Source organism: Micropruina sonneratiae, from assembly GCF_025972045.1.
Lineage (GTDB): Bacteria > Actinomycetota > Actinomycetes > Propionibacteriales > Propionibacteriaceae > Micropruina > Micropruina sonneratiae.
Genome location: NZ_JAPDHX010000001.1, coordinates 199973 through 220488, shown reverse-complemented (window position 1 = coordinate 220488; position 20516 = coordinate 199973). Strand labels below are relative to the sequence as shown.

The window sequence follows — 20516 nt, the reverse complement described above, 5'->3', positions numbered from 1 at the left end:
CCCCGGACCGCTCACAGTCCTGGCTCAGAAATCTTCCACGTCTGTGCCTGGTTGGCGAGGCGACCCGAGCGGACCGGGGCAGATTCGGCCCGGGCCGCCCGGCGTGGTTGGGGTGATCCCACAGTCGAGCGGGAGCAGGTTTGGCGGATTCCGACAATCGGCTCGCGGCTACCGGCCGTGTGCCTTGCGCAGGGTCTTGGCCTCTTTGGCCGGTCCGCGCGAACCCCACCAGTCGCCGGCCTGCCAGCGCGCGGTCGCCAGTTGATCCAGGGCATCCAGGAACTCGGTGAGGTACTGCTCCGGATCGGCCGCGTAGCGGTCGCGCAGCATATCGACCAGTTCCTCGCTCGCGGCGCGGACGTCGCGACGTTTGCCGGCGGTGGACGCCTCGTCCAGCTGGGCGCGGGCACGCTCGAGATCCTGCTCGACGCCCCCGCGGTCGGCCTGTTCCGTGGCCGGCTGCTCGGCCTCCTCACGCTCAGCCCGTTCGCGGGCCAACCGCTCGGCCTCCTCACGCTCAGCCCGTTCGCGGGCCTGCGCCTCGGCCTCCGCACGCTCGGCCTGCTCGCGGGCCAATCGCTCGGCCTCCTCACGCTCAGCCCGTTCGCGGGCCTGCGCCTCGGCCAGTTCGACCAGCCGTAGCCGTTCCGCTTCGGCACGCTGCGCAGCCAGGGCCTGACGCTCCAACTCCGCCTGCTCGACCGCCAACCGCTCCTGCTCGAGCTCCTCCGCCTCGATCCGCTCCCGCTCGGCCCGCTCCGCGCGGGCCTGCTCGCGTTCGGCTTCCTCGGCGGCCAGTTGGGCTTCCAGCGCGGCCAACTCGGCGGCCTCCCGTTCGGCCCGGGCCGCCTCCTCGGCCTCGAGCTCGGCCAGTTCCGCAGCCAGCCGCTCGAGCTCCTCGCGTTCGACGCGCTCCTGCGGGGTCTCGTCGCTGACCCGTGCCCGCAGCGCGGCCTCCTGTTCGGCCCTCCGCGCCTGCTCGAGGCGCTCGTGCTCGGCGATCCGCTCCTCACGCTTGCGCCTGTTCTCGATCCGCTCCGCCTCCGCTGCGGCCGCTGCGGCCGCCCGCTCCGCGCTCTCCCGTTCGAGAGCGAGGCGCTCTGCCTCCGCGCGATCGGCGCGCTCTCGCTCGGCCCGCGCCAGTTCGTCCGCTCTCGCGGCTTCACTGCGACGCGCCAGCTCCGCCTCGGTTTCGCTGCGGCGGCGTTGTTCGGCGGCGTCCGCCGGCCCGCGCAGGGCAGCGAGCCGCCCGGTCGGCTGATTCGCCCCCGTCTCGACGCCGAAGGCGTCGGGCGCGGGCAGGGAACTCCACGAGGTCGGGCTGCCCAGCCGGGCGCGCTGCCGGCGAGCCAGCTGCTCGGCTTCGGTGTCGCCGGCGATCGAGGACGCCAATTCGGCCACGTCCTTCGCCTCGGCCGTCCGCTGCTGGCCACGGAGGTCGTCCGCGAGGTCGCCCAGCGCCGACACCAACTGCAGTTGCGCAACCGACGTCCGGACCGCGAGGGCTCCGAGCCGGTCGACCAGCCGGCGGCGGAGCTCGAGCCCGAGCCCCGGCGCGCCGATCGCGAGCGCCCGGTCGGCCGTTTCGCTGTACAAGCCGAACAGGGGCTCGGAGAGCCGCTCCAGAACGCCCTCGGGCGTCGAGGAGGGGCGCTGCAGGACGGCCGAGGCCCGCTGGTCGTAGCGTTCGACCGCGCGCAGCGCGAACTCCACCGACGGCTCCGGCCAGCCCGCCGCCCAACGGGCTTCAGCCGCGGCGCGGTCGACGTCGACGGCCAGAAACTCCTCGTCGGTGGCGGCCAGCGCGACCGCCGCGTCGATGCGTGCGTTGGCGTCGGCCACCCGGCCGTCGGCCAGGGCGGCGCGCGACCAGGCGAGCAGTGCCCAGGCCACCGTTCGCGGTTCAAGCTGCGAGTCGAGGTCGATCCGGCTCAGTTGGGTCCGCAGGCCGAAGGCCGCCGCCAGCACCTGCTCGGCCTGCGCATGCAGCCCCGCCGCCGACTGGATCAACGCCAGGTGCACCAGGGCCGTGATCGAACGCACGGCGTCGGCCGGTGCGGTGTACGGACCGACCGGGCCGTGCTGGGCCAGCAGTTTGGCCGACAGCGAGACCGCTTCCTGGGCCCCCGCGGCGGCCTCGGCCCAGGCGTGCCCGGCCAACCGGTGCGCGGTCACTTCGATAAGGGCATCAGCCACCGGACCGAGCCGGGAGGGGTCCCCGCCGGCCCAGTCGCGCAGCCGCTGGACCTCGGAGGCCAGACGTCGGGTGCGTTGGGCGAAGGTGTCACTGGGCTGGTTCATGGGCTCCCATCGGATCTACGGACGGGTCAATTGCACCACGTCCTGCCGAGGCGGCCCGCACCGGGCCCGGCGCGACGTCGCCCGCACCCGGCGCCTAGACTGTCCCGCCACCCCGGATGCCCAGGAGGAACGACCCCATGCTGAGCCCGTTCGGACCCAGCACCTTGACCGCCCTGGTGCTGGGCGGTCTGCTCGCCATCGTGGCCTTCGTCCCGGTCGCCGCCGCACGTTACCGCCGGGCCGGAAGGTTCCGGCCGGCCGACATGGCGATGCTGCTGGCGGTCGCCGTCTACGCGGTGGCGATGTGGTCGTACACGCTGGTGCCGATTCCCGAGAACGACGGCTTCCGCTGCGTCGGTCACAACCTGCACCCCCTCGCGTTCCTCGCCGACATCGCCGCCGGCGGTCGGAACCTGCTGCACAATCGGGCGTTCCTGCAGGTCGCGCTGAACGTCGTGCTCTTCGTCCCTCTTGGGGTGTTCCTGCGACTGCTGCTGGGCCGTGGGATCGTCGTGGCGGCCCTGGTCGGCCTCGGCGGTTCCGCGCTGATCGAATTCACCCAGCTCACCGGCGTGTGGGGGCTCTATCACTGCGCGTACCGGGTGTTCGACGTCGACGACATGCTGGTGAACACCACCGGCGCACTGCTCGGCTCGGTGCTCGCCATTCCGCTGCAACGGCTCAGCAGCCGACGACGTCCGCCCCCTCGAACGACCAGGGTCACGCTGGGGCGCCGGCTGATCGGCCTGCTCGCCGACCTGCTGGTGATCGGCACCGTCGGCGGCGTCCTGACGATCGCGTGGCGGGTGGTCGCCCTGTACCTGCTGCAGTGGCCGACCGAGCAACTGCCGCAGTGGGTCGACATCGTGCTGTCCACCGGTGTCCCGCTGCTCGTCGAGGGCTGGTCGGTGTTGGCGCGTGGCCGCACCATCGGCGAGACGATGGTCGGCCTCGAACCGCGCGCCCGGCCCGGCGCCGAGACGCGCAGCCGCGTGCTGAAGCTGCTGGCCGGCGTCGGGGGCTACGTGGTGCTCAGCCTGCCCGTGCCCTACTTCGGCGCACTCAGTGTCGTCTTCGGAGCACTCACCGTCGGGTGGGCGATCTGGTCACGCGACCACCGGGGCCTCAGCCATGCCGTCGCCGGCATGGAGCTGGCCATCGAGCCGCCCGCCGCGGACCCGCCGCAGGTCACAGCTGAGTAACGGTTTGTGTCGCAGCCGCCCGGACGCCGTGGCAGGCGGGAACTACACCTGTGCGATCCGTTGACTCCCCTCCGGAGGCCTACGTAGATTCCTCCGCGGGAGGGCCATCTCTCCTCCCGTCGCCCCATGTGCAGAAAGGCTGCAGATCTTGCTACGCCGGAAACTCCTGATAGCCACGGGCGCATTTGCCCTGGCAGTCCCGACAGTCGCCTACGCCGATACCGGCGTCGACCGCTTCGACGAGGCACCCTCGTCGTCGAAGCTCGACACGAAGTTCACCCCGTCCTACCTCGACTCCGACGCGAAGGTCACCGTCATGGTCGAACTGACCGGCGACCCCGTCGCCGTCGTCGAGGGCCAGACCGGTGAGAAGCTCTCCGCGAGCCGCGTCACCCAGATCCGCAGCGGACTGAAGAAGTCCCAGGATCGGGTCAAGAAGGAGATTACCGGACGCGGCGGCAAGGTCTTCTCGCAGATGCAGTCCGCCTACAACGGCATGCGGGTCCAACTGCCGCGCAAGCAGGTGCGCGCGGTGTCCCAGCTGCCGGGTGTGAAGGCGGTGCGGGCGATCCAGCAACAGACGATCAACAACGCCACCAGCGTGCCGTTCCTCGGCGTCCCGCAGGTGTGGCAGAGCAGCAAGTACCGCGGTGAGGGCGTCAAGGTCGCGATCATCGACACCGGCATCGACTACACCCACGCCAACTTCGCCGGCCCGGGCACGGTGCAGGCGTTCGACAAGGCCAAGGCGAGCGACACCCCCAACCCGAAGTACTTCGGACCCAACGCCCCCCGGGTCAAGGGCGGCTACGACTTCGTCGGCGACGACTACGACGCGAGCGTCGAGGGTTCGTTGCCGAAGCCGGACGCCAACCCGCTCGACTGTAACGGGCACGGCAGCCACGTGGCCGGCACCACCGGCGGCAACGGTGTGACCGACGAGGGCACCACCTACAAGGGCCCCTACAACAGCAAGACCCCCGACAACGACTTCCTGATCGGCCCGGGCGTCGCGCCCAAGGTCGACCTGTACGCGCTGAAGGTGTTCGGTTGCGAGGGCTCCACCGACGTCACCACCGAGGCCATCGACTGGGCCGTGGCGCACGACATGGACGTCATCAACATGTCCCTCGGCTCCACCTACGGCGACGCGACCGACCCCTCCGCGGTGGCGGCGACGAACGCCCAGGCCGCCGGCGTGGTGGTTGTGGCCTCGGCCGGCAACTCCGGCCCGAACCCGTACATGACCGGCTCGCCCGGCACCGGCAAGGGTGTCGTCAGCGTGGCCGCGGTCGACTCCACGGCGACCTTCCCGGGTGCCTCGCTGAGCTTCGGTGGCACCACGATGGACGCCGTAAACGCCAACGGCGCCAACCTGCCGGAAGGCCCGTACACGATCGTCAACACCAACTCGCTGGGCTGCGACACCGCCTCGTTCACCGCCGCCGGGATCAGTTCCGACCCCAGCGCCCCGCTGCAGATCGCGATCGTGAACCGCGGCACCTGCGCCCGGGTCGCCAAGGCGATCTTCGGCCAGCAGGCCGGCGCGGACGCGGTCATCATGGTCAACAACGTGGACAGCTACCCGCCGGTCGAGGGTGAGATCACCAGCAACCCCGACACCGGTGAGGCCTACACGGTCACCATTCCGTTCCTGGGCGTCCGCAGCTCGGACGGGGCCGCCCTGGTGGCGGCCGCGGGCACGGACCTCACGCTGAGCGCCAAGGACCTGCAGAATCCGGACTTCAAGGCGTACGCCTCGTTCAGCTCTGGCGGCCCGCGCAACAACGACAGCGGCCTGAAGCCGTCGATCTCGGCGCCCGGCGTCAGCATCGTGTCCACCGGCGTCGGCACCGGCAACGGTCCGGCGACCATCTCCGGCACGTCGATGGCGGCCCCGCACGTCGCCGGCGTCGCGGCGCTGGCCAGGCAGGCGCACAAGGGCTGGAGCTCCAACGCGATCAGCGCGGCTCTGGTCAGCACCGCCGATCCGGCCAAGGTGAGCGGTTACCGGCTCACCCTGGGCGGCGGACTGGTCGACACCAAGCAGGTCGTGAACACCTCGATCTACGCGATCGGCGACCAGCACAAGACCGCGGCCGGAAAGGTCTCCGAGGCCACCTTGAGCTTCGGGTTCAAGAACATCCGCGGCACCAAGAGCTACACCAAGACCATCACGCTGGTGAACAAGGGTTCCAAACGGGTCATCTTCACGCTGGCCAACCAAGCGACCTCCCAGTCGAGCAAGGCCAAGGTCACGTTCAGCAAGAAGCTGCTGACGGTGCCGGCGAAGAGCAGCAAGAAGGTCACTGTCAAGCTCACCGTGAAGGGCTCCGACGTCGGCACCTCGCTCAGTTCCGACGACCTGTTCAACCTGCGTGAGGTGTCGGGCAACATCAAGATCGGCTCCAACGGCAAGGGCACCCTGCGGGTGCCGTACCTGCTGGTGCCGCGCGCCCAGGCCATGGTCGAGGCGAGCCAGTCGGTGGTGGACACCACCGCCAAGACGACCGGCAAGAAGACGGTGAAGATCACCGGCGGCAAGTCGGTCCAGACCAAGGTCGACGGCAGGGGCAAGCCCAAGCCGAACCCGAGCTCGAGCGGTTCGCCCAGCCCGAGCCCGAGCGAGACCACCACCTCGCCGAGCCCGAGCCCGAGCGAGACCACCACCTCACCGAGCCCGAGCCCGACCGAGATCACCACCTCGCCGAGCCCGAGCCCGAGCGAGACCACGGCCGAGCCCACGCCGGAGCCGACCGAGCCGGCGGCGCCGACCACCGTCAACGTCAAGCTGACCAACCCCAACGGTGCGCTGCCCGCGGCGGCCGACTTCTACACCTGGGGCCTGCGTGACGAGAAGGACGTGTCCTCGACCATGGGTCGCGGGTTCGACCTTCGGGCGGCGGGCGTGCAGTCCTTCGCCGACGGCGACGACCAGTTGCTGGTCTTCGCGGTGAACAACTGGAGCCGCTGGTCGACTGCTGCCACCCAGGAGTTCGACGTCCTGATCGACAGCGACCGCGACGGCAACCCGGACTGGATCGTGTTCAGCTACGACTCCGGCATCATCCGGGCCGACGACCCGAACGGGATCACCGAGGTGTTCCTGTACGACATCGCCAACCGCGCCACCTACGCGGCCGGCTTCTACGCCCAGGCCCCCACCGACAGCAGCACCATCCTGTTGCCGGTGTACGCCAGTGACCTCGGCATCAGCGAGGACTCGGGAACGTTCGACTACGGGGTGGCGAGCTACAGCATCCTGAACTCCGCGGCAGCGGACGAGATGCCGGGACTGGCGAGCTACAACCCGTGGCAGCCCTCGATCAGCAACGGCGGATTCGCCACCGTGCCGGTCAACGGCAGCCGCACCGTCGAGGTGAGTGTGGACGCCGACGCAGTGGCCGACCAGCAGCCGCTGGGCACCATGGTCGTCGTCCTCGACAACAAGGCCGGAATGGATGAGGCGCTGACGCTGCCGACGCCGTAACGGTCCTGAGCACGACGCCGACGCCCCCGGGTTCTCCCGGGGGCGTCGGCTTTTCGTGCCGTGGTCGGGACGGTCAGCGGGTGGTCGAGGTGGCGCCCGGCCCCGGCTGTTCGCACAGGGTCGGCGTATCACCGCGGCCGAACCGGTAGTCGTAGTCGCGGCCGCCGGCCTGGACCACCACCCGCATGCCCGGAACGAGGGCCTGGGTGTACTGGACGCCGGGCTTGGGACAGCCCAGCGAGGAGTCGTTGAAGGTGACCGCTTCGGTGCTGGTCACGACGAGATCGGCGATCGCCACCCCGCGTCCGGTCAGGTCGCTGCGGATCGCCTCGAGCCGCGCCTGCGGCAACGGCACGGGCGTCCCGGACGGCGTGCCGGCGCTGGGCAGTGGCGGAGCGGTCGAGAACCGCGAGCCGCCCGGACTGGGGGTGCCTCCCGGAGCAGCTGTCTGGCCGGGCCCCGTCATCGAGCAGGCACTCAGCAGGACGAGGGCGGCGAGGCATCCGAGGCGGCGCATGTCGCCAGTCTAGGAGCCCGCCACCCTCAGCCGGCCGCGCGCAGCAGCGCAGCGGTAAGGGCCACCGACCCCTTGTCGGAGTCGTAGCCGACCACGACCAGGTCGCCGCGGACCGCCACGGTCCAGAACTTGCCATCGCCGTCGGCCGGCAGCCTCGCGCCGGTGGCCTTGCGGAGGCCGGCCAGGACCGTGGATCCGGCCCGCTCGACCATGGCCCGGCGGGCCCGTTCGGCCTGCGCCGGGGTGATCGACTCGGCGGCCTGGGTCGACGTCTCGTCGGCCAGCAGTGCCGGCACGACGGTGCTGCCCCGGGCCACCGAGGCCGTCGCCACGGCCATGGACAACGGCGACAGCCGCAGCGTGCCGCCCTCGAGGTCGGCGCCGAAGGTGTCCACGCCCAGCCCGAACGGCTCGGTCACGCCCAGCAGCCGCAGCGCACCCGCCGTGTCGCCGTCGCCGGCCACGGCGCTCACCGGCGCGAAGTCGTCGGGATAGACCCGCTGAGTGGTGGCCGTGGTCGCGCCGGGACGGCTGGCGAGTGCCAGGATCGCCCCGTCGGAGGGTCGCAGCAGCACCGCCGCCGACCTGCCGGAGGACCGATTCACCAGGGCTTCGGCTCGTTGTTGCAGGCCGGCGTCGAGGGTCAGCCGCAGCGAACTGCCGGGCACCGAGTCCACCCGGAACAGCTCGGTCGGATCCTCGGGGTGGTCCTTCGGGTAGGACTGCACGACGAACCCGGTGACCCCCATCAGCTCGGCATTGTGCACCCGCTGCAGGCCGCCCAGCCCGACCAGGTCGCCGGCCCGGATGGTGCCGTCGGAGTGGTCGATCAGGTCGGCGGTCGCCTCGCCGACGCTGCCCAGCAGTTGCCGGGCGAAGGTCGGTGACAGCGCCAGTGGGCGGACGGTGTCGAACACCCTGACACCCTCGACGGCCCGCGCCGCGGTCAACGTGGGCCACTCGGCGCTGCCGACGGCGCGGATCACCGTCGCCTCGACGTAGGCCTTGGGACCGTACGCCGCGACCTTGGCCACGTAGGCGTCGACGTCGATGCCGACCGCCTTCGCGAGCCGGGAGGCGGCCCTGGGCTGCGCGTCGGCCGCGATCAGGGTCTTGTCCAGCCCGATCCGCTTTGCGTCGGCGTTCCACACCAGCCGCTCGTCGCCGGCGCCCAGGATCTCGCCGCGGGTCGGTGCCAGCCGCACGGCGCGCAGCCGGTCGTCCACCGCCAGTCCGGACGCGATCAGGTCACGGTCCCACACCCCCGTCCAGCCGTCCGCGCCGCGCACCAGCCGCAGGTAGGCGTCCTGGATCCAGACCGGTTTGCCGGCGTGGATGACCCATTCGGCGCGCAGCCGTGCGGTGCCCTCGCGTCCGTCGTCGCGCAGTTGCACCGACTCGACGGTGACGGTGGGCCGCAGCGTGCCCATGCCGCGCAGTGTCGCAGCCAGGTCGTCGAGCTCGGCAGGGCCCACGCTGGAACCGAACGAGCCGTCACCGATCGACCGGGCGGCCAACGCGTCGGCCGCCCGCTGCGCCGCGGCGGTGGCGGCGGGTAGCGGGTCTGTCACCGCGCGCCAGGCGAGGAAGCCGCCCCCGACGGCCACGACCACCGTCACGATGACGACGATCAGCCAACGGCTGCGACGTCCGGGCTGCGGTGTGGGCATGGCCGCATGCTAGTAGCGGCCCCGGACAGCCCCCGTGGTCGAGGGGGCGGGGCCGGTGCTGCCGCGCAGCACCAGCTCGACGCCGAGCCGGACCCCGGCCGGCGGCTCGGCCTCCGAGCCGGCCTCCCTCGCCAGCAGGTCGCGCATGAGCTGGGCGGCGGCCCGGCCCTTGGCGTCCACGTCCTGCGCGACCGTGGTCAGGCCGAGCCCGGCCGCGATCGGATGGTCGTCGAAGCCGATCACCGACAACTCGCCGGGCACGCTGAGTTCCAGTTCGGCGGCGACGGCCAGCACCTGGGCCGCGACCAGGTCGGTCAGGCACAGCACGGCCGTGGGCCTGACCCGGCGGAGCAGGTCGACGATCACGGCCCGGTTGTCGGCATAGACGTGGACGAGGCTCACCACCGGCTTGATCCCGCCGAGCCCCTCCAGCCAGCCGGCGACGCGTTCTCCCGGTCCCGCATCGCCCCCGCCGGCCTGGGTGAGGACGGCGATGCGGCGATGGCCGAGCCCCAGCAGGTGGGCGGCGGCGTCCCTGGCCCCCTCGCGGTCGTGGATGGTCACCGACGGGCCGTCCGGCCAAGCCATGTCGACTCCGACGACCGGCACCCTGCGCCGGCGCAGCCAGCGCATGCTGGGCGAGTCCAGGGGGGATGAGTAGGCGATTGCGCCGTCCATGGCGATGTCGTGGGCGGGCACGGTGGGTGGCAGCAGGGTCAGGGCCAGTCCGTCGCCGCTCAGCTCGTCGGCAAGGGCGCCCAGGAAACCGGCGGTGACGGCGTCCGAGAGGGCGAGGCGCAACGGTTCCGTCCAGAGCACGCCGATCGCTCCCGACGTCCCGCGGGCCAGCGAGCGGGCGGCCGGGTCGGGGCCCGTGTAGCCCAGTTGCGCCGCCTCGGCCAGGATGCGCTCGCGCAGTTGCGCCGACAGCTGGTCGGGGCGCGAGAAGGCGTTCGAGACCGTCATCCGGCTGACGCCCAGCCGGGCGGCGATGGACTGCAGGGTCACCTTAGGCACCGGCACCCCCTCCTGTGATCGAGCTCTCCGCGGGACTTGCGCTGCTGCTACCGCGACGATACTTTACCGGTACAGACTATACCGGTAAAGGGGTTGGAAAATGCAGGGTCGGAACGCAGACGACGACTGGTGGCGGCACGCGGTGGTGTATCAGGTGTATCCGCGCAGCTTCGCCGACGCCGACGGTGACGGGGTGGGCGATGTCGCCGGCATCCGGTCGAAGCTTCCCCACCTGGCGGCGCTGGGCGTCGACGCCATCTGGATCAGCCCGTGGTACCCCTCACCGATGAAGGACGCCGGCTACGACGTCAGCGACTACCGCGACATCGAGCCTGTCTTCGGCACCCTGGCCGAGGCCGACGCCCTGATCGCCGAGGCCCACGAAGCCGGCATCAAGGTGATCATTGACATCGTCCCGAACCACACCTCCGACCAGCACGTGCTGTTCCAGCGGGCCCTCGCCGCGGGTCCGGGCTCGCCGGAGCGCGACCTGTTCATCTTCCGCGACGGCCGCGGCGCCGGCGGCGAACTGCCGCCGAACGACTGGCAGAGCACGTTCGGCGGTCCGGCCTGGACGCGCGTCGCCGACGGCCAGTGGTATCTGCACCTGTTCACCCCCGAGCAGCCGGACGTGAACTGGCGCAGTCCGGCGATCAGGGCCGAGTTCGAGACCAGCCTGCGGTTCTGGTTCGACCGGGGGATCGACGGCTTCCGGATCGACGTCGCGCACGGGCTGGAGAAGGACTGGGCGCTGCCCGACCTCAACGGCCTGGAGTTCCCGCTCGAGGACGACGCCGAGCACGACCACCCGCACTGGGACCAGCCGAGGGTGCACGACATCTTCCGCGAGTGGCGCACGGTGGCCGACGAGTACAGCCCGTCCCGGGCGTTCTGCGGCGAGATCTGGGTCGGCCGGGCACATCGGCTGGTGGCGTACCTGCGGCCCGACGAACTGCACACCGCGTTCAACTTCGACTTCCTGACCGCGCCATGGCTGCCCGGCGACCTCCGGGCGGTGATCGACCGGACCATCGACTCGCACGCATCCGTCGGCGCCCCGCCGACCTGGGTGCTGGGCAACCACGACGTGGCCCGTCCCGTCTCCCGCTATGCCCGTGAGCAGCAGGGCCTGGTGAAGATGGCCCGCAACCTGGTCCACTTCGAGGGCCGGCCGGCCGACTTCGAGCTGGGGCTTCGCCGGGCGCGGGCGGCAGCCCTGCTGATGCTTGCGCTGCCGGGCGGGGCCTACGTCTACCAGGGCGAGGAATTGGGCCTTCCCGAGGCCGAGCACATTCCCGTCGAGGCGCTGCAGGATCCGGTATGGGTGCAGTCCAACGGCACCGACAAGGGCCGCGACGGCTGCCGCGTGCCGCTGCCGTGGACGGCGTCCGGCACCTCCTACGGCTTCTCCCCCGCCGGTGGCGCGGCCCCGTGGCTGCCGCAGCCGGACGACTGGGCACCGTTGGCCGCCGACGCCCAGGACGGCGTCGAGGGTTCGACCCTGGAGCTGTACCGGGCGGCGCTGGGGCTGCGTCGCGAGCTGGCCGCCTTCGGTGACGGTGACTTCGCCTGGCTGGACGCCCCCGACGGCGTCCTGGCGTTCACCCGGCCGGGAAGGGCGGGCGAGCCCGGCGTCCGGTCGTGGACGAACTTCGGCCCGGACGCCGTGGCGCTGCCCGAGGGCGAGGTGCTGCTGGCGTCCGGCCCGCTGGCCGGCGTGATGCTGCCGCCGGACACCACGGCCTGGCTGCGCGCCTGAGGGCTGCTCCCGGGGAGGGGCCGTTCTCAGCAACGCCCACTACTCGCAGGAACGGTGGCTACTTTCGTGTTGCAACACGAGAGCAGACGGGGTTCCCGAAAGTAGTGGGCGCTGCTGAGAACGCCCGACCCCCACGAGAGGTGGCCCAGGGTCCCACCACCACGCTCGATCAGGGCGGCCACGACCGGTGAAAAGGAACCGTCAGTGCCCTGTATCAGGATGGTGGGTGCGGTCACCTAGTGGTTGAAGTCGCTGATCCCGGCAGTTCGGGGGGACGAGCCGGCGGTGCGACTCACGGGGGGAACGATGGTGCGCGATGCACCGGCGAGCCAGGCCCTTTCGGGGGGTGGGGCCTGGCCGCCGGGCATCGCGCACGGCGCTTGTGCGGGGTCGTCTCCGATGGTCCGCTAGTGCGCGACGGCCTTCTCGGCGCCCGCGCCCGTCATCGACCGGACCTCCATCTCGGACTGCTTGGCGGCGTCGAACTCCTTGCTGGTGACCGTGCCGAGCCAGCCGAGGAAGAAGCCGAGCGGCACCGAGATCAGCGCCGGATTGGTCAGCGGGAACCAGGCGAAGTTGACCATCGGGAACATCGACGACTTCAGCCCCGACACCACAGGCGAGAACGCGATCAGGCCGACCGCCGAGATCAGGCCGCCGTAGATCGACCACACCGACCCGCGGGTGTTGAACCGCTTCCAGTACAGCGAGTACAGGATCGACGGCAGGTTGGCGCTGGCCGCCACGGCGAACGCCAGCGACACCAGGAAGGCGATGTTCTGGCCGTTGGCCGCCACGCCGCCGACGATCGAGATGACGCCGATCACGACCGCGGTGATCCGCGCCACCTTCACCTCGTTCTCCGGGGTGGCCGTGCCGTCCTTGAGCACCGAGTTGTAGATGTCGTGCGCGAACGACGCCGCCGCGGTGATCGTCAGGCCGGCGACCACCGCCAGGATGGTGGCGAAGGCGACGCCCGCGATCACGCCGAGCAGGATCTCGCCGCCCAGCTTGAAGGCGAGCGCCGGGGCGGCCGCGTTGACGCCGCCCGGGGCAGCCAGGATGGCCTCCTTGCCCACGAAGATCGCCGCGCCGTAGCCGAGGATCAGCGTGAACAGGTAGAAGGCCCCGATCAGCCCGATCGCCCACGACACCGAGCGCCGGGCCTCCTTGGCGGTCGGCACCGTGTAGAACCGCATCAGCACGTGCGGCAGGCCGGCGGCGCCGAAGATCAGCGCGATCGACAGCGACACGAAGCTGAGCGGGTCCTTGCCGTACTGCAGCATCGGCTCGATCACCCGGACGCCGTCGGGGCTGGCGGCAACCGCCTCGCCCAGTAGCGCGGACAGGTTGAAGCCGAAGTGGAACATCACCATGATGCAGATCACGCCGGCGCCCAGGATCAGCAGCACCGCCTTGATGATCTGCACCCAGGTGGTTCCCTTCATGCCGCCCACCAGCACATAGACGATCATCAGCACGCCCACCAGCGCGATCACGAGGCCCTGCTGGGTGTGGTCGGTGATGCCCATCAGCAGCGCCACCAGTCCACCGGCGCCCGCCATCTGGGCGAGCAGGTAGAAGAACGACACCGCCATCGTCGAGGTGGCGGCGGCCGTGCGCACCGGGCGCTGCTTCATCCGGAAGCTCAGCACGTCGGCCATCGTGTACTTGCCGGTGTTGCGCAGCGGCTCGGCCACCAGCAGCAGCGCGACCAGCCACGCCACCAGGAAGCCGATCGAGTAGAGCAGGCCGTCGTAGCCGTACACCGCGACCGCCCCGGCGATGCCGAGGAAGGACGCCGCCGACAGGTAGTCGCCGGCGATCGCGATGCCGTTCTGGCGTCCGCTGAAGGCCCGGCCGCCGGCGTAGAAGTCGGTCGCGGTCCGGTTGGCCCGCGAAGCGACCCGGACGACGATGACCAGGGTGATCAGCACGAAGAGGGCGAAGATGCCCATGTTCAGCAGGGGATTGCCCATCTGCATGTCAGGCACCGCCTTCCAGGTCATTGCGCAGCTGCTCGGCGAGGGGGTCCAGTTGGCGGTTGGCGTGCCGGACGTACAGCCAGGTCAGCAGGAAGGTGGTGACGAACTGGGCCAGGCCCATCGCCATGCCGACGTTGATGTAGCCGATCAACGGGATCGACATAAAGCCCACCGCGTAGGTGGACAGCAGCACGTACAGGAAGTACCAGACGATGAACGCCACGGTCATCGGGAAGGCGAAGCTGCGGAACCGGCGGCGCAGTTCGACGAACTCGTCGGACGCCTGGACGCGCTCGAAGTCGGCCTGGCTGATGACGCCGGCGTCCTGTCCGCTCAGTTCGGGCAGTGGATTGTGGTGCGGCGGCAACCGCCGCTCGGGGTCGGTGGGCGGGGAGGGCTCGTTGGGGGAGGCCACGGTGACTCCTGACTCCTGGTGGCGCCGACACCGGCTCGGCGTCGGCTTGCCGGGAGCATAAACGTGATCCCGGTGGCGGTGAGCTTTTCGTGCGGCGTGGCTGCAAGCGCTTTCAGCCGTGCGACGCAAGCTCAGCCGAACGCGACGGTGCCGATCCGCACGTCCAGCGCGGCGTCGAGGGCTGCCACGGCACCTCCCAGCGTGGAGTCGCCGCGGTCGATCCGCGAGCCCCGGAACATGGTCAGGTGCAGGGCGCGGCGGGTACCGCTGCCGGCGAGTCGCCAATGCCCGCTCAGCCGGCCGTTCAGCAACACCGGTGGCCGCAGGGCTCCGTTGGCCTGCGCCCACAGCACCTCGTAGTGCTCGGGGCTGACGAACCGCGCGCGGGCTGAGGGGTCGAAGGCGCACAGCAGTGCGTCGTACTCGGGCAACAGCCGGACGCCGGCCAGGACCGCCGGCGGTGGGCGTCCGGCAGGTCGTGGTAGCTGCGGCCGTCGGGTCCGATCGCCGCGAAGGTCGAGCCGGGCCAGACAGGCGTCCACCCGGGTCAGCCCCAGCCCCGACCACCAGGCCAGGTCGTGGCGACTGAGCGGCCCGGCTGCCGCGATCTGCCGCCGGAAGGCTTCGTCGATGGCCTCGTCGGGGTTGCCCACGGCCCGGCTGCGGGCCGCCCGGTCACCGAGCAGGGCGGCCGCGGTGCGGTACTCGGCGGTCCCCTGTCCGGCCCAGTAGCCGTTGACCGGACGCCGTAGCAGGCCGCCGTGGCCGAAGGCGACATGGCGTCCCTGCTGGCCGGCGAGCCTCGGCGCCGCCGCCGGATCGTGCTCGGCCAGCCAGTCCAGCAAGAACCCGGCCGGCTCGGCCGCGGTCCGCCAGTGTTCCCAAGCATGGGACTCCAGGGCCTCCCAGACCTGTTCGAGGGTCGCCTCGGACGGCTTCAGGGTGCGGACCACAGGGCCCGCTGCCCCAGTCGGGTAATCGCCTCGAGGAGTGGGTGGGCGGCCGCGGTGCTGGTGTGGACGGTGCCGCGCAGCGTGCTGCCCCGGACGATCGCGGCGCCGCGGTAGGCGTCCGTGAGTTGGTCACGGGTGAGGACCGGGCATCCGGGCCGCCGCCCCGACGAAGACCGAGCCGGCGCTCTGGGACTGGATCGACCGATCTGGCGCACCATGCCGGCCACGTCTCCCGGCTCGAGTCCGGCCGGGAACTGGCGGGCCGGCGTCCGGGCCGCCAGCTCGTCCCCCGCCAGCCTAAACGTGGGGGACGCGCGGCCTTACACTGCTGCCCACCACCCAGTTCTGCCGGTCAGCGGTACACCCAGGTCGCGGCCGGCGCGCGCGTCGAAGGAGAGCCATGAGGATCTCAGTGCCCACCGAGGTGAAGAACCACGAGTACCGCGTCGCCATCACCCCGGTCGGGGTCAACGAGCTGACCCGCCGCGGACACCAGGTGTTCGTCCAGGCCGGGGCCGGCCTGGGGTCGTCCATCACCGATGAGGAGTACGCCGCGCAGGGCGCGACGATCCTGCCGGACGCCGCCACCACCTGGTCGGCGGGCGAGATGGTGATGAAGGTGAAGGAACCGGTCGAACCCGAGTACGGCTACCTGCGCGACGACCTGCTGCTGTTCACCTATCTGCACTTGGCCGCCGACCGGGCTCTGACCGAGGCGCTGCTCGCCGCCGGCACCACGTCGCTCGCCTACGAGACCGTGCAGCTGCCCAGCGGAATGCTGCCGCTGCTCTACCCGATGTCCGAGGTGGCCGGCTGTCTCGCGCCGCAGGTGGGGGCGCACTCGATGATGAAGGCCGCGGGTGGCCGCGGGGTGCTGATGGGTGCGGTCGGCGGCGTGCCGAACGCCCGGGTGGTGGTGCTGGGCGGCGGTGTGGCCGGGCAGAATGCCGCCAACATCGCGCTCGGCATGGGCGCCAACGTCACGATCCTGGACACCGACCTGGAGAAGCTGCGGATGACGTTCTGGCGCTACGACAACCGCATCCAGGGCATCGTCTCGACGGCGCTGAGCGTGCGCGAGCAGGTGCTGGCCGCCGATCTGGTCATCAGTACCGTGCTGATCCCCGGGGCCAGGGCGCCCAAGCTGGTCACCCATGACATGGTGGCTCAGATGAAGCCGGGTTCGGTGCTGGTCGACGTGGCGATCGACCAGGGCGGCTGCTTCGAGGATTCCCGGCCGACCACTCACGCCGATCCCACTTTCACCGTGCATCAGTCGGTCTTCTACTGCGTGGCCAACATGCCCGGTGCGGTGCCGAACACCTCGACCTGGGCGCTCACCAACGCGACCCTGCCCTATGCCGTGCAGCTGGCCGAGAAGGGGTGGCGCCGGGCCTGCGACGAGTCGCAGCCGCTCGCGCTCGGCTTGAACACGGTCGGCGGGGCGGTGACCTGCTCGGGGGTGAGTGCGGCGTTCACCGACCTGCCGTCGACGTCGGTGCGCAGCGTGCTGGACTGAGCACGGCGGGCCGCCGGCCGACCGCTAAGGTTGGACAAACCTTGGACGGAGGCGCATGAACCACTACCAGTACCTGCTGTTGATGGCGGGGTGCCTGGTGATCACGCTGCCGTTGGAGCTGCTGCTCGGCGCCCGGGTCTACGCCCGCTGGAGGCTGATGCTGCTGGCCCTGCTGCCGATGCTGGTGGTGTTCTCGGTGTGGGACGTGGTGGGCATCGTCCGCGATCACTGGACCTACAACCCAGCCTTCGTCACCGGAGTGCACCTGGGGGTGATGCCGGTGGAGGAGTTGGTGTTCTTCGTCACCATCGGCATCTGCGGGCTGCTCACCTACGAGGCGGTGGGCACCGTGCTGCGCCGGTTGCGCGGCGCCGGCTCGAAGGACGCCGATGCCTGAGTACACGCTGCTCACCGTCGTCGCGGTACTGGGCGTGATCGCCGTGGAGGTCTGGTGGCTGCGCACCGGCATCTTCCGCACCGCGCAGTACTGGCTCGCGATGGCGCTGGTGTTCTTCTTCCAGATCTGGGTGGACGGCTGGCTGACCAAACTGTCCGACCCGATCGTGATCTACTCCCCCGATGAGTTCCTCGGCGTCCGGTTCCCGTTCGACATCCCGATCGAGGACTTCGGCTTCGGGTTCGCCATGGTGACGCTCACCCTGCTGACCTGGCACCGGCTCACCCGCCCCCGGCCCACCAGCGAGGAGAAGGCATGAGTGAGGCGGTCACGGCCGCGTTCGACGCCGGGGCGGGGCGCTACGACCTGCTGGTCGGCCTCAATCCCGGCTACCACGACCATCTGGACGCCGCGGCCCGCGCACTGCGGCAGGGGGTACGCCCCGGTGCCTCCCTGGTCGACCTCGGCTGCGGCTCGGGAGCCTCGACGGCGGCCCTGCTGCGGGCGTTCGGCGACGTCGAGGTGCTCGGGATGGACGCCTCGGCGGGCATGCTCGCCCAGGCCAGGGCCAAGCGGTGGCCGGCAGGGGTGGAGTTCCGGCATGGGCTGGCCGGTTCGCTGGCCCCGACACTGACCGCCCTGGTCGGCGGGGTGCTGGCCGCCTACCTGTTCCGCAACGTTCCGGAGTCGCAGCGGGACGCCGCCCTGGCCGACGCGTTCGCCGCGCTCGAGCCGGGCGGCGCGCTGGTTGTGCTGGAGTACTCGGTGGCCGGTTCCCGCCGGGCGGCCTGGACCTGGCGCGGCGTGTGCCGGTGCGTCATCCTGCCGCTGGCCACCCTGACCGGCGGCAACCGCGGGCTGTATGAATACCTTGAGCGCAGCGTGCTCGACTTCGACACCGTGCCCGGGTTCTGCGACCGGCTGGTGGCGGCCGGCTTCACCGGGGTCGAGTCGCGCACCGTGTCCGGCTGGCAGCGCGGCATCCTGCACGTGATCCGGGCCCGCAAGCCCCTCTCCGGCCAGACCCCGCCGGGCGAGGCTGCCGGGACCCCTGACCCTCGGACGCAGTCGTGAGGCGCGCCCGCCGGCTGCCGGGGCGCGATCGCCGCGCCGTCCGGCACCCCGCCCACGGCGGCGCGGTCAAGGCCCGCGAGGACCGGCACGTCGTGGTCGTCGGCGGCGGCATCGCTGGGCTGGCCGCGGCCACCGTGCTGGCCGAGCGCGGCGTCCGGGTCACCCTGCTGGAGGCCCAGCAGCAACTGGGCGGGCGGGTCCGGGCGTGGCCCTTGGGCGATGGCCGGACGATGAGCCGCGGCTTCCACGCCTTCTTCCGGCAGTACTACAACCTGCGCGCCCTGCTGCGCCGCACCGACCCCACCCTCGACCGGCTCGTCGCGATCGACGACTACCCGCTGACCAGGCCCGACGGGCTGACCGACTCGTTCAGCTCGCTGCCCCGGACGCCGCCGTGGAGCATCATCGGGTTCGTCCTGACCAGTCCCACCTTCCGGTTGCGCGACCTGACCCGGGTCGATGTCCGGGCCGCGCTCGAGCTGGTGCGGGTCCGCTTCCCCGGTGGCTACAGCCGCTACGACGGGGAATCGGCCGCGGCCTTCCTCGACCGACTGCGGTTCCCACCGGCCGCCCGCGACCTGGCCCTGGAGGTGTTCGCCCGCAGCTTCTTCGCGGATCCGACCGACTTCGCCGCCGGCGAACTGGTCGCCATGTTCCACAGCTACTTCCTCGGCTCGGCCGAGGGACTGCTGTTCGACGTGCCCGACGACGACTACGACACCGCGTTGTGGGCCCCGCTGGGGCGCTACCTGGCGTCGCTCGGTGTCGCGGTGCGCACCGGCGTCCGGGTTGACGAGGTGGACGCCGCCGCCGGCCGGGTCGTGGCCGGCGGCGAGGAGTTGGTGGCCGACGGCGTCGTGCTCGCCGCCGACCCGCGCACGGCCCGCGAGCTGATCGGCAAGGTCGACCCCCGCGTCGCCGCCACGCGCAACGCGCCACCATTCGCCGTGCTGCGGCTGTGGTTGGACCGTCCCGTGGCCGACGAGCGGCCGGCCTTCGTGGGTACAAGTGGCTTCGGCCCGCTGGACAACATCTCGGTGCTGGACCGGTTCGAGGCCGGCGCGACAGGGTGGGCGGCGGCGACCGGCGGATCGGTGGTGGAACTGCACGGCTACGCGCTCACCACCACCGACGACGTCGATGCGCGCCTGCTGGCCGAGCTGCACCGGGCGTGGCCCGAGACCCGCGTCGCCGGCATCGTCGATCGTCACCTACTGGTCGCCGACGACTGCCCGCTGGTCGACCCCTCCCCCTACGCCGACCGCCCCGGCGTCCAGACCCGGTGGCCGAACCTGGTGCTGGCCGGCGACTGGGTGCGCTGCGACCTGCCGGTCGCGCTGATGGAGCGGGCCGCCACCACCGGCGTCCTCGCTGCGAACGCCCTGCTCGCGCAGTGGGGGGTGGCCGGCGAGGAGGTCTGGTCGGCGCCGATGCGCGGGCTGGTCGGTTGATCCCGACCCCGCCCGTGCGGTGGATGCCCGCTCAGGCGCGCGCGGCGTACATCTCGTCGCGGGCCACCCGGGGCATGGCCAGCAGGGCGTGGGCCAACTCGATGCCGACCACCACGTCGGTGAGGATGCCCGAACAGATCACCGAGCGCACCGCCCGTGCCTTGAGCGGGTGTGCGGCGGCGGCGACCACCCGGTCGACCCGGCGCAACTGCTCGGGGGTGACCGTCAGGGTGTGCCGCCACAGGACGGCGTCGACGCTGTGCCCGTCATCGGCGAACAGGTGCCCTGCCCCTCGCCCACCGCGCCGGACTGCAGCACTCGCTCGGTGAACCTGGCCGGCATGTCCGAGTAGGCGATGGAGACCGGCCTGGGGTGGACGGCCCCGATGCCGACCACCGCGGTGCCGATCCGGTCGAACTCGGCCACCACCGATGCCACCTCGGGCCGCCGGCGCAACGCGTTCGCGGCGCGTGCGTCGTCGATGAAGAACGGCGCCGGAATGGCGCGCGCCGCCCCGCCGGCCAGCGCCACCGTGCGCCGGGTCAACTCGCCCTGGGAGTTGTTGAGGTCGCCACCGAACCGCCCCGCCAACTGCACGATCTCGACCCGTGGCAGCCGCTCCAGATCGTCGAACAGGGCGTTCAGCGTCCGCCCCCTCGATTCCGCAGGACCCCGGCTGAGCGGATCCGCTGCTCCGGTGCCACGACAAGTCCGCCGGGGGTTCGGGCTCCCGGGTGGCACACCCTGAAACGGTGGTGCAGTGGGC

At 71.4% G+C, this 20516-nt stretch carries 15 protein-coding genes and 1 pseudogene; 8 read left to right on the top strand and 8 right to left on the bottom strand.

The features are described from left to right. Positions 1-168: 168 nt before the first annotated feature. Positions 169-2301, bottom strand: coding sequence for a hypothetical protein (locus tag OIE40_RS01035; RefSeq protein WP_264698955.1), 2133 nt, complete (start codon positions 2299-2301; stop codon positions 169-171). A gap of 137 nt (positions 2302-2438) precedes the next feature. Between OIE40_RS01035 and OIE40_RS01030 the strand changes: the two genes are divergently transcribed. Both OIE40_RS01030 and OIE40_RS01025 read left to right on the top strand, forming a co-directional pair. After that, positions 2439-3503: a VanZ family protein gene (locus OIE40_RS01030; protein WP_264698953.1), complete on the top strand. Its 1065-nt coding sequence runs from the start codon at positions 2439-2441 to the stop codon at positions 3501-3503. A gap of 148 nt (positions 3504-3651) precedes the next feature. Then, on the top strand, positions 3652-6993 hold the full coding sequence (locus OIE40_RS01025; protein ID WP_264698951.1) for a S8 family peptidase: 3342 nt from the start codon (positions 3652-3654) through the stop codon (positions 6991-6993). Between the two features lie 73 nt (positions 6994-7066). Here the strand turns inward: OIE40_RS01025 and OIE40_RS01020 are convergent, their stop codons facing one another. From OIE40_RS01020 to OIE40_RS01010, 3 genes are read right to left on the bottom strand one after another with little or no spacing between them, the layout of a single operon-like run. Next, entirely contained in the window at positions 7067-7510 is a 444-nt protein-coding gene (locus OIE40_RS01020) for a hypothetical protein (RefSeq protein WP_264698949.1), read from the bottom strand. A gap of 26 nt (positions 7511-7536) precedes the next feature. Beyond that, the gene (locus OIE40_RS01015) at positions 7537-9180 is read right to left on the bottom strand and encodes a penicillin-binding protein 2 (protein WP_264698948.1); all 1644 of its coding nucleotides are present in this window, start codon (positions 9178-9180) and stop codon (positions 7537-7539) included. Positions 9181-9189: 9 nt separating this feature from the next. Then, complete coding sequence (locus tag OIE40_RS01010) at positions 9190-10197, bottom strand: LacI family DNA-binding transcriptional regulator (protein ID WP_264698946.1); 1008 nt, start codon at positions 10195-10197, stop codon at positions 9190-9192. 100 nt (positions 10198-10297) lie between these two features. On the opposite strand from OIE40_RS01010, the gene OIE40_RS01005 reads away from it, so the two are divergent. Continuing rightward, the gene (locus OIE40_RS01005; RefSeq protein ID WP_264698944.1) at positions 10298-11956 is read left to right on the top strand and encodes a glycoside hydrolase family 13 protein; all 1659 of its coding nucleotides are present in this window, start codon (positions 10298-10300) and stop codon (positions 11954-11956) included. Positions 11957-12363: 407 nt separating this feature from the next. On the opposite strand, the gene OIE40_RS01000 is transcribed toward OIE40_RS01005, so the two are convergent. The 3 genes from OIE40_RS01000 to OIE40_RS00990 form a co-directional block, all read right to left on the bottom strand. Then, a complete protein-coding gene (locus OIE40_RS01000) occupies positions 12364-13965 on the bottom strand; it encodes a solute symporter family protein (RefSeq protein ID WP_264698942.1) in 1602 nt (533 codons plus the stop codon). Next, a complete protein-coding gene (locus tag OIE40_RS00995; RefSeq protein ID WP_413774455.1) occupies positions 13943-14308 on the bottom strand; it encodes a DUF485 domain-containing protein in 366 nt (121 codons plus the stop codon). Before OIE40_RS00995 ends, OIE40_RS01000 begins: the two co-directional genes overlap by 23 nt. Before the next feature lie 179 nt (positions 14309-14487). Beyond that, on the bottom strand, positions 14488-15309 hold the full coding sequence (locus OIE40_RS00990) for a winged helix DNA-binding domain-containing protein (protein WP_264698939.1): 822 nt from the start codon (positions 15307-15309) through the stop codon (positions 14488-14490). 400 nt (positions 15310-15709) lie between these two features. Here OIE40_RS00990 and ald point away from each other — a divergent pair, with 400 nt between their 5' ends. Genes ald through OIE40_RS00965 form a run of 5 tightly spaced genes read left to right on the top strand, consistent with a single transcriptional unit; the run spans position 15710 to position 19750 of the window. Then, positions 15710-16828: an alanine dehydrogenase gene (gene ald / locus OIE40_RS00985; RefSeq protein ID WP_264698937.1), complete on the top strand. Its 1119-nt coding sequence runs from the start codon at positions 15710-15712 to the stop codon at positions 16826-16828. A 55-nt stretch (positions 16829-16883) separates the two neighbouring features. Beyond that, complete coding sequence (locus OIE40_RS00980; RefSeq protein WP_264698935.1) at positions 16884-17225, top strand: lycopene cyclase domain-containing protein; 342 nt, start codon at positions 16884-16886, stop codon at positions 17223-17225. Beyond that, on the top strand, positions 17218-17544 hold the full coding sequence (locus tag OIE40_RS00975) for a lycopene cyclase domain-containing protein (protein ID WP_264698933.1): 327 nt from the start codon (positions 17218-17220) through the stop codon (positions 17542-17544). Before OIE40_RS00980 ends, OIE40_RS00975 begins: the two co-directional genes overlap by 8 nt. Then, positions 17541-18299: a methyltransferase domain-containing protein gene (locus OIE40_RS00970; RefSeq protein ID WP_264698931.1), complete on the top strand. Its 759-nt coding sequence runs from the start codon at positions 17541-17543 to the stop codon at positions 18297-18299. Before OIE40_RS00975 ends, OIE40_RS00970 begins: the two co-directional genes overlap by 4 nt. After that, positions 18296-19750, top strand: coding sequence for an FAD-dependent oxidoreductase (locus tag OIE40_RS00965; RefSeq protein WP_319805184.1), 1455 nt, complete (start codon positions 18296-18298; stop codon positions 19748-19750). Before OIE40_RS00970 ends, OIE40_RS00965 begins: the two co-directional genes overlap by 4 nt. 31 nt (positions 19751-19781) lie before the next feature. On the opposite strand, the pseudogene OIE40_RS00960 reads toward OIE40_RS00965, so the two are convergent. After that, positions 19782-20491: pseudogene (locus OIE40_RS00960) on the bottom strand (sugar-binding domain-containing protein). Positions 20492-20516 lie beyond the last annotated feature (25 nt).

Excerpts from the sequence above, each read along its gene's own strand:
- OIE40_RS01035 (WP_264698955.1), bottom strand. The coding sequence starts at position 2,301 with ATGAACCAGCCCAGTGACACCTTCGCCCAACGCACCCGACGTCTGGCC.
- OIE40_RS01030 (WP_264698953.1), top strand. The coding sequence starts at position 2,439 with ATGCTGAGCCCGTTCGGACCCAGCACCTTGACCGCCCTGGTGCTGGGC.
- OIE40_RS01020 (WP_264698949.1), bottom strand. The coding sequence starts at position 7,510 with ATGCGCCGCCTCGGATGCCTCGCCGCCCTCGTCCTGCTGAGTGCCTGC.
- OIE40_RS01015 (WP_264698948.1), bottom strand. The coding sequence starts at position 9,180 with ATGCCCACACCGCAGCCCGGACGTCGCAGCCGTTGGCTGATCGTCGTC.
- OIE40_RS01005 (WP_264698944.1), top strand. The coding sequence starts at position 10,298 with ATGCAGGGTCGGAACGCAGACGACGACTGGTGGCGGCACGCGGTGGTG.
- OIE40_RS01000 (WP_264698942.1), bottom strand. The coding sequence starts at position 13,965 with ATGACCTGGAAGGCGGTGCCTGACATGCAGATGGGCAATCCCCTGCTG.
- ald (WP_264698937.1), top strand. The coding sequence starts at position 15,710 with ATGAGGATCTCAGTGCCCACCGAGGTGAAGAACCACGAGTACCGCGTC.
- OIE40_RS00980 (WP_264698935.1), top strand. The coding sequence starts at position 16,884 with ATGAACCACTACCAGTACCTGCTGTTGATGGCGGGGTGCCTGGTGATC.
- OIE40_RS00975 (WP_264698933.1), top strand. The coding sequence starts at position 17,218 with ATGCCTGAGTACACGCTGCTCACCGTCGTCGCGGTACTGGGCGTGATC.
- OIE40_RS00970 (WP_264698931.1), top strand. The coding sequence starts at position 17,541 with ATGAGTGAGGCGGTCACGGCCGCGTTCGACGCCGGGGCGGGGCGCTAC.